Source organism: Pseudomonas sp. PDM28 (assembly GCF_019219115.1).
Classification (GTDB): Bacteria; Pseudomonadota; Gammaproteobacteria; order Pseudomonadales; family Pseudomonadaceae; genus Aquipseudomonas; species Aquipseudomonas laurylsulfatiphila.
In genome coordinates this window covers 663,369-675,203 of the sequence record NZ_JAHUWG010000002.1, presented here as the reverse complement: position 1 = coordinate 675,203, position 11,835 = coordinate 663,369, and the positions used below count along the sequence as shown (strand labels likewise).

The following is an 11,835-nucleotide window of genomic DNA, read 5'->3' as shown; positions in this document are numbered from 1 at the left end:
GCAAGCTCCCTCGCCACAAAGGCTCAGTGTCAGGTCTATGTTTTGCTTGCCGGTTTTGACTTGCGCCGGGTGCCGCTCGCGGGTTTGCGCGGGGCGCTCTTGCGCTTTTTCTTCCAGGGGGCTGCGGCGGACCCGCTGGGCGGTGGACCGCTGATGGTCAGGCTCAGTCCGGCGCAACGGCTGACCTGCTTGCTCATCCACGTCGCCTGTTTGGTGACGAACTCCTCAAGGCTCATTTCCCCGCTTTGCACCATGTCCAGGGCCTGTTCCCAGATCGCCGTGGTGCCCGGGTCGGCGATGGCCCGCGGCACGGCGTCGATCAGGCTGAACGCGGCCGGCGTGGCGGCCAGGGCCTTGCCGTTCTTGACCAGATAACCACGGTCGAGCAGGCCCTGGATGATCGACGCACGGGTCGCTTCGGTGCCGATGCCGGTGGTGTCCTTGAGCTTTTGCTTGAGCAGCGGGTCTTCCACCAGTTTGGCGACGTTCTTCATGGCCTTGATCAGATCGCCTTCGGTGAACGGCTTTGGCGGTTGCGTCCAGAGGTCCTTGAGTTGCACGCCGGCCACTGCGCAATCGATGCCTTCGGCCAGGTTGGGCAGTGTCTGTGGCGCTGGAGCTTCGCGTCCCTTGGTCGCAGCCAGTGCCTCGGGCAGGGCGCGTTTCCAGCCCGGCTCGATGATCTGCTTGCCGACAGCGCGCAAGGCTTCACCGGCACAATCGAAGTCGGCCTGGGTGCGGTCGTATTCGTGATTGGGCAGGAACTGCGCCAGGTATCGCGCGCGGATCAGCTCGTAGACCGCGCGCTGCTTGCCTGCCAGCTTGTCGAGGTTCTTCGCTGCAGCGGTGGGGATGATGCCGTGGTGAGCGCTGACCTTGGCATCGTTCCAGGCCCGTGAGCGCCGTTGCGGATCAAGGTGATCGTGCAAGGCGTTCAACGCCGGGTCGGCCTGGCGCAACGCCGCCAGAATGGCCGGTGCCTCGCTGTGCTGGCTGAGGGGCAAGTAGCCGCAATCGCTGCGCGGATAGGTGATGACCTTGTAGGTTTCGTACAGCGCCTGGGCGATGTCGAGGGTTTCCTGGGCGCCCAGGCCGAGCTTCTTTGAGCAGACCTCCTGCAGGGTGCCCAGGTCGAACGGCAGCGGGGCCAGTTCGCGCATCCGTTCGGTGCGCAACTTGATCACCCGCGCACTGGCCGCGCCGCGCATGGCGTCTGCCGCTTGTTGTGCCAGCGCCTGGTTCAGGCAGCGGTCCTGATCGTCGCAAACATCGGATGCCGCTCGCCATTGCGCGGTGAACGGGGTGCCGTTGTGCAGCAGTTGCACATCGATGGCCCAATAGGGGACGGGCACAAAGTCGGCAATGCTGCGATCGCGATCCACCACCAGGCGCAAGGTCGGCGTTTGCACCCGGCCCACCGGCAGCACGCCTTGATAGCCGGACTGGCGCCCCAGCAAGGTGAACAGCCGGCTCATGTTCATGCCGATCAGCCAGTCGGCCCGGGAACGCCCCAGGGCCGAGTGATAGAGGCTGAACGTCTCGTTGCCCGGTTTCAATGCCGCGAGGGCCTTGCGGATGGACGCATCGTCCAGGGCCGACAACCAGAGGCGGCGGATCGGCCCGCGATAGCGGCAATGCTCCACCAGTTCCCGGGCGATCATCTCGCCCTCACGGTCGGCGTCCGTGGCAATGATCAGTTCGCTCGCCTCACCGAGCAGGCGCTTGACCGCCTTGTACTGGCTGGCGGTACGCGGCTTGACGGTCATTTTCCACTTTTCGGGAATGATCGGCAGGTCGGCCAGCACCCAGCGCTTGTAGCGCGCGTCGTAGGCATCCGGTGGTGCGGTTTCCAGAAGATGGCCGATGCACCAGGTCACCGTGACATCCGTTCCCAGCCAGCAGCCATCGCCCCGGCGCCGGGCGCCGAGGACTGCCGCAATGTCTTTGGCCTGGGAAGGTTTTTCACAGAGGTACAGCCGCATAACCACCATCGTCGATCTATGTGTCAGGGGTGCACAGAATGGCGCTTGATGGACGATGGAGCAATCTTTATCTGTATGGATGTACAGCCTGGTGTGTAGCTCCCGTTCGGCTGCGAAGCCGTCGCGAGGGTAAAACTTGGGTTATACCTGATAAACCGTGGTCTCAGGTTTTGGGGCTGCTGCGCAGCCCATCGCGGGCAAGCCACGCTCCCACATCATCGATTTGCAGGTCCATCACCGTCATGAGGAACGTATTCCATGAAAAGCTCCGGTCCTAGTCCTGTCATCACCATCGCCGAGCAGCCTGGCTGTCTGCTGGTGAGGTTTCACGGTATTCAAGTAGCCGCCTCGGCGCGGGCCCTGGTGTTGCTGGAGGCCAACTACCCGCCGGTGTACTACGTGCCGCGAGAGGATATCGACGAGAAATATTTCGCCCGCACCGACCACACCAGCTATTGCCCGTACAAGGGCGATGCGAGTTATTTCAGTCTGCAGGTGCCGGGGCATGAGAGTGCCAATGCGGTGTGGAGTTATGAGAACCCCAAGATATCGGTGGAGCAGATACGCGAATACGTGGCGTTCTACCCGGATCAGGTGAAGTTCGAGTTGCTTGACTCCGAGGTCTGATCGAGGGGATCGCCGCGACGAGGGAGTCAGCTCCCTCGTCGGCAGGCATAACCTCAGTTCTTGTCGAGATCCACGTTACGCGTCTCACGCAGGCATATCATCCCCACCACCAGGCTCACCCCGGTGATCACCACCGGATACCACAGCCCGTAGAAGATGTCCCCGGTGTACACCACCAGCGCGAACGACACCGTCGGCAGGAAGCCGCCGAACCAGCCGTTGCCGATGTGGTAGGGCAGGGACATCGAGGTGTAGCGGATGCGGGTCGGGAACAGCTCGACCATCAACGCCGCCAGCGGGCCGTAGCACATGGCCGAGATGATGATCAGCGCGACAATCAGCGCCACGATCATCGGTTTGTTGATCTGCTGCATGTCCGCCTGTTGCGGGTAGCCGGCGAGGGTCACGGCACCGCGCAGGGCGGCTTCGTCGAAACCATCGATCTTCACGTCGCCGACGCTCACCTGCACGTCACTGCCGGCCGGGGCCGCTGCGCTCTGGTACGGCAGGCCCTGCTTGACCAGGAAGGTCTTGACCTTGTCGCAGGGGCTGTCGAATTTCGCCTTGCCCACCGGGTCGAACTGGAAGGTGCAGGTGGCCGGGTCGGCCATCACGGTGATCGGTGCCTGGCGGCTGGCCTGGTCGATGGCCGGGTTGGCGTAGTGGGCCAGGGTCTTGAAGATCGGAAAGTACAGCGCGGTGGCCAGCAGCAGGCCGATCATCAGCACCGGTTTGCGCCCGACCTTGTCCGACAGCCAGCCAAAGAAAATGAAGAAGGGGGCGCCAATGGTCACGCTGACAATCAGCAAGCCGTTGGCCACGGCCGGGTCCATTTTCAGGAACTGGGTGAGGAAGAACAGCACATAGAATTGCGCGGCGTAGAAGGTCACCGCTTGCCCGGCATTGATGCTGAACAGCGCGATCAACACCACCTTGAGGTTTTCCCATTTGCCGAAGGAATCGCGAATCGGCTGTTTGCACAGCTTGCCTTCCTCTTTCATTTTCACGAAGGCCGGCGACTCGTGCAGGCTCAGGCGAATCCAGGTGGAGATGCCCAGCAGCACGATGGAAAACAGGAACGGAATGCGCCAGCCCCAGACTTCGAACTGGTCACCGGTGAAGTAGCGGCAGCCCAGCACCACCAGCAGCGAGAGCAGCAGGCCCAGGGTCGCGGTGGATTGAATCCAGCTGGTGTGGAAGCCGCGCTTGCCCATGGGCGCGTGCTCGGCGACATAGGTCGCGGCGCCACCGTATTCACCGCCCAGGGCCAGGCCCTGGAGCATGCGCAGTACCACCAGGATGATCGGCGCGGCGATGCCGATGCTGGCGTAGGTCGGCAGCAGCCCGACACAGAACGTCGCCAGGCCCATGAGGATGATGGTGGCGAGGAAGGTGTACTTGCGCCCGATCATGTCCCCCAACCGGCCGAACACCAGCGCGCCGAACGGTCGGACGATGAAGCCGGCGGCGAAGGCCATCAGCGCAAAGATGAACGCCGTGGTGTCGTTGACCCCGGCGAAGAACTGCTTGCTGATGACCGCCGCGAGGGCGCCATAGAGGAAAAAGTCGTACCACTCGAAGACGGTCCCGAGGGACGAGGCGAAGATGACTTTCTGGGTTTCCTGGCTGGTGCCCGCGCTGCGCACGGCTTCCAGGGTTTGAACATTTTCTGACATACCGGTATCCCTCACAGTGATTGTTTTTGTTGTTCCACTGTCGGCGCCAGTCTTGAGGGCTGGTGCCGCTGTTGCGATGTATCGGGCGTACTCGTTACTTGTAGGAGCGAGCTTGCTCGCGATGAACCTGAGAGCGCACGTGGGTGTCAGGTTTACAGCGTTATCGTTGACGACCATCGCGAGCAAGCTCGCTCCTACAGGGGGCGCGCAGGATTCAGAGGTGTGCGATCAGTTCCATTGTCGGTGTGGTGCTCCTTGTGGCGGGGTTGAGGATCAGCTGCGCAGCCTTCTCTGCAATCATCAGCGTCGGCGAGCAGGTGTTGCCCGAGGTGATGCGCGGCATGATCGAGGCATCGGCTATGCGCAGGCCGGGGATGCCATGGACCTTGAGTTGCGCATCGATCACGGCCTCGGCGTCGTTGCCCATGCGGCAGGTGCCCACGGGGTGGAAAATCGTGGTGCCGATGCGCGCGGCGGCTTCGTGCAGTTGTTCCTCGCTTTGCAGGCTGGCGCCGGGCAGGTATTCCACCGGATTGAAGGCGCGCAGGGCCGGCGCGGCGACGATGCGCCGGGTCAGGCGAATGGCGTCGGCGGCGACCCGCAGGTCTTCCGGGTGGCTCAGGTAATTGGGCTGGATCAGCGGTGCTTGTTGCGGGTCAGCCGAGCGGATATCCACCCGGCCACGGCTTTGCGGGCGTAGATCGCAGACCGATGCGGTGAACGCCGGGAACGCATGCAGTGGTTCGCCAAAGCGCTCCAGCGACAGCGGCTGCACGTGGTATTCGAGGTTGGCTGAAGTCTGTTCCGGCCCCGAGCGGGCGAAGGCGCCCAACTGGCTCGGCGCCATGGACAGCGGGCCGCTGCGGTCATACAGGTAGCGCAGGCCCATGCCCAATTTGCCCCACAGGCTGCCGGCCATCTGGTTCAGGGTGCGGGCATTTTCCAGCTTGTAGATCAGGCGCAGTTGCAGGTGATCCTGCAGATTGCCGCCGACACCGGGCAGTTCATGGGCGACGCCAATGCCCAGCCGTTCCAGCAGTGGACGCGGGCCGATGCCGGAGCGTTGCAGGATGCCTGGCGATCCGACCGAGCCGGCACAGAGGACGATTTCCTTGCGTGCCTTGAAGGCCTTCACCTCGCCTTGCCAGCGGGCGCTGACTGCAGAGGCACGGCCATTGTCCAGCAGCACGCGGTCGACTTCGACACCGGTCAGCACCGTGAGATTGGGGCGTTGGCGAATCGGTTTGAGAAACGCCTTGGCCGCGTTCCAGCGGATGCCGGCCTTCTGATTGACCTGGAAATAGCCGCAACCTTCGTTGTCGCCCTGGTTGAAGTCATCGACGCTGGCGATGCCGCTTTGTTCGGCGGCACTGCGGAAGGCGTCGAGAATCGGCCATGACAGGCGCTGGCGTTCGACTCGCCATTCACCCGCGTCGCCGTGAAATTCGGCGGCGCCGGCGAAGTGGTTTTCACTCTGCTTGAACAGCGGCAACACGTCTTGCCAGCTCCAGCCGGGGTTGCCGTCGGCGGCCCAGCGGTCGTAGTCACCTGCCTGGCCGCGCATGTAGATCATGCCGTTGATGGATGAGCAGCCGCCCAGTACCTTGCCGCGCGGATAGCTCAGGGCGCGACCTTGCAGGCCCGGTTGCGCTTCGGTCTTGAAGCACCAGTCGGTGCGCGGGTTGCCGATGCAGTACAGGTAACCCACGGGGATGTGAATCCACGCATAGTTGTCGCGGCCGCCGGCTTCGAGCAACAACACGCGATGTTGAGGATTGGCCGACAGTCGATTGACCAGCAGACACCCGGCCGGCCCGGCCCCGACCACGATGTAATCGTATTCATCAAGGGAAGCCTGCATCCCTGACCTCGTTTTGTTGTTCTTGTTGTCTGTCATCCTAGTTGTTAGCTTTCGTCAAAAGAATGTTAGTTTTTGCGCAGCCGCTGTGCGTTTTTAAACAGCATCCCGAACGGCAACGAACAAGGACGCTTCATGTTCGATTGGAATGACCTGCGGTTTTTTCTCGAATTGCAGCGCAGCGGGCGTTTGCTCACGGCTGCCCGGCGCTTGAACACCACCCATGCCACCGTGGCGCGACACATCGAGGCCATCGAAAAGAGCCTGGGTACGGCATTGTTCGTTCAGCATGCCCAGGGTTATGAGATGACCCCGGCGGGCGAGGCGTTGCTTAAACACGCCGAGGCGATGGAGAACGTGGCGCTGCTGGCCCAGGAGGAAATCACCCAATCCACCGCGCCCCTGGGCAAGATCCGCGTCGGGGTGACCGAAGGCCTGGGCATTATGTTCCTGGCCAGTCGCATGAACGGCTTGTTCGAACGCTATCCGGGGCTGGAAGTGGAACTGGTGGCGGTGCCTCGGTTTGTCAGCATCCTCAACCGCGAGGCGGAAATCAGCATCCACCTCGAACGCCCGGCCGCCGACATGCTGGTCACCCGCAAACTCACGGACTATCGCCTGGCGTTGTATGCCAGCCAGGAGTACCTCGATCGTTCGCCGCCGTTGCGCAGTCGCGAGGACCTGGGGCGTCATGCGTGGATCGGCTACGTCGATGATTTGCTGTTCAGCCAGGAATTGATGTTCCTCAACAGCTTCTGCCGCAACCCGCAGGTGGTGTTTCACAGCACGAGCGTGATCGCCCAGCAACAGGCTGCGCGCTCGGGTCTGGGGATTGCGGTGTTGCCGTGTTACATGGCCAGTGCCGATCCGGGACTGGTGCCGCTGTTGCCGGACGAAAGCATCCAGCGCAGTTACTGGATCAGCACTCGCCGGGAGTTGCACAAGTCGGTGCGGTTGCGGGTGTTGTGGGATTATGTGGTGGAGTTGTGTGAGCGGGAGCAGGGGTTGCTAATGGGTGGCTGACCTGATGCCTTCGCGGGCAAGCCCGCTCCCACAGGTTTTTGTGTTGTTCACACCCACTGTGTAACGCAGCAGATCCCTGTGGGAGCGGGCTTGCTCGCGAAGGCGGCGGAACATCCAATATCCATCGTGAGGTTTAAGCAAGAATCTCGAACGCCGTGCTGGCCAACCGCTCTCCATTGACCATGACATGCACCGCATGGCGCCCCGCATAATGCCGGCGGGTGGTGAGTTCCTTGATGTGCTGCCCACGGCTGACGGCTTCGCTGGCGTTGCCGGGCAGCGTCAGCGCCTTGAGCTTGAAGACCTTCGCCGAGGTGCTGCCGTTGGCCTTGACGTAATCGATGGCGTAGTCGATCACCAGGCGCTGGCTGCTTTCAACGGTGGATCTGATGGCAAACGACAGGGTGATCTTTTCCCCCAGGCCAATCACCGGCGGTTCGACTTTCACATCGACGATCTCGACTTCAGGCTTGCCGCCCGCGCCGATAATTGCCAGTGCCCGCTGGTTGCCCTGTTTGATCAGGCTGCGCAGGGCGTGCCTGGCGATCCATGCGGTGTGCCGGTTGTCCAGCGACCAGCCTTCGATCAGGTCCAGCACCCAGTCGGGGTGGTCCTTGGTGATGTCGTTGAGGTGGTTGGCCACGGATTTGCGCACGTACAGGCTGGTGTCGGCCTTGAGGTTGTCGAGGATCTTCGCGGCGAGTGTCGGGTCGGCCTGGACGGGTTCCAGGCGGAATGACCAGGGCAGGCGTGGCCGGCAACCTTCACTGGCCAGGCGGCGTACGTGTTCGTTGTCATCCAGTGACCAGTCGTGCATCAGCTCGAGCGAACGTTCGAGGTCGCTGCGCAGAAAGTGGCGGATCGCGAATTCCGAAGAGCCGAAAGCGGTGAAGTACTTCAGCGCATCCATCGACTGCTCGAACGCATGGGCGCCGTAACTGGCGACGTAGTGCGGCAGGCACATGCTGACGAAGCCGCTGTTCAGGCGCGGGGCGAGGGCGCGCAGCACCTGCAGCGATGCTTCATAGTCCAGCGGCAACACCGCGTGCAGGCATTCGCTGACCCGGGCCATGCGCTGCATGACGCTGAGGTCTGCCAGGTCGGACTGGGCTAGCTTCAGGAAGCGCCTGGCCTCGAATGGCGGATAGACCGCCGTCATTTCTGTGGCGATGTGCTGGAGGCGCTCGGTGTTGAAGATTTCCTTGAGGGCGGGGGAGGATTCGTCAGCCATGGTGGATTCCTTTGAAATGATTGTTTATCCAATGCACCGCGTCATCGTTCATCGCGGGCAAGCCCGCTCCCACAGGATTAATGGATGTACGCAAAATCAAGGACACCCGAAATAACTGTGGGAGCGGGCTTGCCCGCGATGAGGCCCGAATAGTCACCTCATTTCTTGCCCGCCTGCTCCTGCAGTTGATCCGACTCGAACAACCTGGCCAGTTCCGCCCGCGCTTCCTGCGCCGTCTGCATCACTTTCACCGCGTCGTCATACACCGCGTGCTGGGCTTCCAGCACCTCTTCGTCGTGCTGCTTGAAACGCTTGATCCGTGCATCGGCCTGGGCCTGGGTCAATCCCAACCCGATCAGGGTTTGCCGGCTCATTTCCAGGCTGGAAAAAAAGGTCTCGCGCACAGCGTGAGCATCGACGTCCATCAGCCGGTGCACATGCTGACGGTTACGGGCGCGGGCGATGATTTTCATATGCGGATAGAGCTTGCGCACCAGCTCGGCGGTCTTGATGTTGGTGTCCGGGTCGTCTGTGGCGATCACAAAAAACTCGGCTTCGCCGACCTTGGCCGCGCTGAGGATTTCCGGGCGCATCGGGTCGCCGTAGAACACCGGCACGCCACCGAAGCTGCGGGACAGTTCGATGGTTTCCACCGAGGTGTCCAGGGCCACGAACTTGATGTTCTGCGCGCGCAAAATCCGCGCAACGATCTGGCCCATGCGGCCCATCCCGGCGATCACCACCCGTGGTGCGTCGGTGTCGATTTCACGGAACTTCTCCGGTACTTCCACCGGTTGCACTTTAGGGCTGACCAGGCGTGCGCAAATCAGCAACAATAGCGGCGTCACGGCCATGGACAGGGTGATGGTCAACACCAGCAAGTCATACAGCCCGGCGGCGAACAGCCCATGGTCGCGACCGATCTTGAACACCACAAAGGCAAATTCACCACCGGCCGCCAACACGATACCCAGGCGGATCGCACTGACGTTCTTCAACCCTCCGGCCAGGCGGCCAACAATAAACAGCAGCGGCAGTTTGATCGCGATCAGCAGCAGGGTCAGGCCCAGCACCGCGACCGGCGTGCTCAGCAACAGGCTCAGGTTCGCGCCCATGCCGACGCTGATGAAAAACAGCCCCAGCAGCAGGCCCTTGAACGGTTCGATCTGGGCTTCCAGTTCATGGCGATACTCGGAGTCTGCCAGCAGCAGGCCGGCGAGGAAGGCGCCAAGGGCCATGGAAATACCGACCAGCTCCATCAACCAGGCCGTGCCAATCACCACCAGCAACGCCGTGGCGGTGGAGACCTCCGGCAATGCGGTCTTGGCCACCACGCGGAACACCGGTCGCAGCAGATAACGCCCGCCGATCACCACCACGGCGATGCTGGCCAGCACTTGCAGGCCGTGGTTCAGGTTTTCGCTGGCGCTGGTGCTGTGATCGCCACCGGCCAGCAACGGCACCATGGCGATCAACGGGATTGCGGCGATGTCCTGAAACAACAGGATCGCGAACGCCAATCGCCCGTGGGGGCTGGTCAGTTCCTTGCGTTCAGCCAGGCTTTGCAGGCCGAACGCCGTGGACGACAGCGCCAGGCCCAGGCCGAGGACGATCGCGGTGTTCAACGGCTGGCCAAACAACCACAAAGCCACCACGCCAATCACCGTGCCGGTCAGCAGTACTTGCGCCAGTCCCACGCCGAACACTGATTTGCGCATCACCCACAAGCGTCGCGGCGACAGCTCCAGGCCGATGATGAACAGCAGCAACACCACGCCGAGTTCGGAAATGTTCGCGACGCTTTGCGGGTTGTCGATCAACCCCAGCACCGACGGGCCGATGATCACCCCGGCAAACAGATAGCCCAGGACCGCCCCCAGCTGCAGGCGCTTGGCCAATGGAACGATGAGCACGGCCGCCATCAGGAACACGACAGCGGCTTGTAGCAGGTTGCCTTCATGGGGCATGGGCGAAACTCCAGGACTCGGGACAGCGGGGGGCGTCAAGGATAAGGTCGGGTTCTGTGAAGATCCACTGCGGGAGTGGTCTGTCATGTCGATTGATGGCGAATCTTGCCGGCCTCGCAGGAGATGGGAGGGGTAGATCGGGTTCTCGATAAATCCGGAAAGAATCGGCGAATGACCTGCGCTGGCGTTTCGGGACAAGGTCAGACAGCGGCAATACGCCCGGCGTGTTGCCGCTGTCCTCAGTCGCCTGTGGACAGCCCATGCTTGTGTGCGTAGGCGTACAGATCTACGCGGTTCGTCAGGCCCAGCTTGCTGTAGATCGATGTCAAATGATTGCGCAGTGTGTGCTCGCTGATGTGCAGCTTTTCGGCCACCAACTTGCCAGGCGCTGAGGGGTCGCGGGCCAGCGACGCAATGGTTTGCTGCTCGCGGCGCGTCAGCCTGGCGATTTTTTGTTGCTCCGGGTCTATATCGCGCTCGGCTTTATTGCGTGCCAGTTCAAGAAAGATACGGCTGGTCGCGTTGCGGTCAATCCAGAGTTCGCCTTCATGCACTTTTTCTATTGCTTTGAGCAATGTTGATGCGGATGCCGAATCCCGCTTATCCACCACGCCACGTGCGCCCGCCAGCACCGCACTGTCATGCAGTGCCACGTCGCTCGACCCGGTCACGACCAGAATCCTGGCTTTGGTCTGGCTGTGCAAGTCGGCGAGCGACTCGATACAGTCCTCGCTGTCCAGGTCCAGCACCACCACATCCGGCGCGTATTGGTGCGGCGAAAGCAGGTATTGCGCCACCGACGACACCGAACCCGCCAGCGCCAACTTTGGTCGAGCACTTTCCACCAGACGCTCAAGGCCCCAGGCCACGAGCGGTAGAGCTACTAACAGGACTTGAATTGGCATGCGTGTCGCTGCCCCTTTAGGCGGGTTGTGTTAGCTGATCATGATAGCAATCGTTGCAGTCCGTAGCTTTTTCCATAGCGCTTGACTCCCCCCTCCCATGACATTTGTCCCGTAAAACACTGTTTTGATGGGTGATTGACTCCCAGAAAAAAGGGGATATCGCGCTCATGTAATAAACAGCGGTGGTTTTTAGACTGCCGACATGAAAGACACACTCCGCATTGAGCCCCGTGAACACGTCACCCTGTCGCTGCAACTGATCGGCGGGGGCAACGGTGTCACCCGTGACATCAGCGCCTCCGGTTTGTATTTCGAAACCGATAGCGAGCAGCAGGTGGGTAGCTTGATTGACTTCGAGATCGAACTCGACACTCCCGGCGGCCCCATGAAGTTCAAGGCGCGAGGACAAATCGTGCGCATTGAGTCGCTGGGCGGCAGGGCCGGGGTGGGCGTGAAGCTACTGGCCAGCCGGCTGGTACCGGTGGAGTGAAGTGTTTGTGGGTTGAGCGAGGATCGGCTTGCGGCTGTTGGCGGCCCACAGCGGTTTTTTGCTCTGAGTGACATTC

At 61.8% G+C, this 11,835-nt stretch carries 9 protein-coding genes; 3 read left to right on the top strand and 6 right to left on the bottom strand.

Annotation, left to right across the window (positions count from 1 at the left end):
* Nucleotides 1–35 precede the first annotated feature (35 nt).
* Nucleotides 36–1,982 carry a DNA topoisomerase III gene (locus KW841_RS06160; RefSeq protein WP_256357715.1) on the bottom strand — a complete coding sequence of 649 codons (1,947 nt, stop codon included), beginning with the start codon at nucleotides 1,980–1,982 and terminating at the stop codon, nucleotides 36–38.
* A gap of 258 nt (nucleotides 1,983–2,240) precedes the next feature.
* On the opposite strand from KW841_RS06160, the gene KW841_RS06155 reads away from it, so the two are divergent.
* The gene (locus KW841_RS06155) at nucleotides 2,241–2,609 is read left to right on the top strand and encodes a DUF427 domain-containing protein (RefSeq protein WP_218474482.1); all 369 of its coding nucleotides are present in this window, start codon (nucleotides 2,241–2,243) and stop codon (nucleotides 2,607–2,609) included.
* A gap of 53 nt (nucleotides 2,610–2,662) precedes the next feature.
* On the opposite strand, the gene KW841_RS06150 is transcribed toward KW841_RS06155, so the two are convergent.
* Together KW841_RS06150 and KW841_RS06145 are read right to left on the bottom strand one after the other, a co-directional pair.
* Entirely contained in the window at nucleotides 2,663–4,285 is a 1,623-nt protein-coding gene (locus KW841_RS06150; protein ID WP_218474479.1) for an MFS transporter, read from the bottom strand.
* A gap of 214 nt (nucleotides 4,286–4,499) precedes the next feature.
* Entirely contained in the window at nucleotides 4,500–6,146 is a 1,647-nt protein-coding gene (locus KW841_RS06145) for a GMC family oxidoreductase (RefSeq protein WP_218474477.1), read from the bottom strand.
* A gap of 132 nt (nucleotides 6,147–6,278) precedes the next feature.
* On the opposite strand from KW841_RS06145, the gene KW841_RS06140 reads away from it, so the two are divergent.
* Nucleotides 6,279–7,166 (top strand): LysR family transcriptional regulator, encoded by an 888-nt coding sequence (locus KW841_RS06140; protein WP_218474475.1) that lies wholly within the window; start codon nucleotides 6,279–6,281, stop codon nucleotides 7,164–7,166.
* 133 nt (nucleotides 7,167–7,299) lie between these two features.
* Here KW841_RS06140 and KW841_RS06135 read toward each other — a convergent pair whose 3' ends face one another.
* The 3 genes from KW841_RS06135 to KW841_RS06125 all read right to left on the bottom strand — a co-directional run bounded on the left by KW841_RS06135 (nucleotide 7,300) and on the right by KW841_RS06125 (nucleotide 11,161).
* Nucleotides 7,300–8,397, bottom strand: coding sequence for a DNA alkylation repair protein (locus KW841_RS06135; protein WP_218474473.1), 1,098 nt, complete (start codon nucleotides 8,395–8,397; stop codon nucleotides 7,300–7,302).
* Between the two features lie 158 nt (nucleotides 8,398–8,555).
* Nucleotides 8,556–10,364 carry a monovalent cation:proton antiporter-2 (CPA2) family protein gene (locus tag KW841_RS06130; RefSeq protein ID WP_218474470.1) on the bottom strand — a complete coding sequence of 603 codons (1,809 nt, stop codon included), beginning with the start codon at nucleotides 10,362–10,364 and terminating at the stop codon, nucleotides 8,556–8,558.
* A 239-nt stretch (nucleotides 10,365–10,603) separates the two neighbouring features.
* The gene (locus KW841_RS06125) at nucleotides 10,604–11,161 is read right to left on the bottom strand and encodes a DNA-binding response regulator (protein ID WP_371319492.1); all 558 of its coding nucleotides are present in this window, start codon (nucleotides 11,159–11,161) and stop codon (nucleotides 10,604–10,606) included.
* A 310-nt stretch (nucleotides 11,162–11,471) separates the two neighbouring features.
* Between KW841_RS06125 and KW841_RS06120 the strand changes: the two genes are divergently transcribed.
* Nucleotides 11,472–11,759, top strand: a complete 288-nt coding sequence (locus tag KW841_RS06120; RefSeq protein WP_218474468.1) for a PilZ domain-containing protein — start codon at nucleotides 11,472–11,474, stop codon at nucleotides 11,757–11,759.
* Nucleotides 11,760–11,835 lie beyond the last annotated feature (76 nt).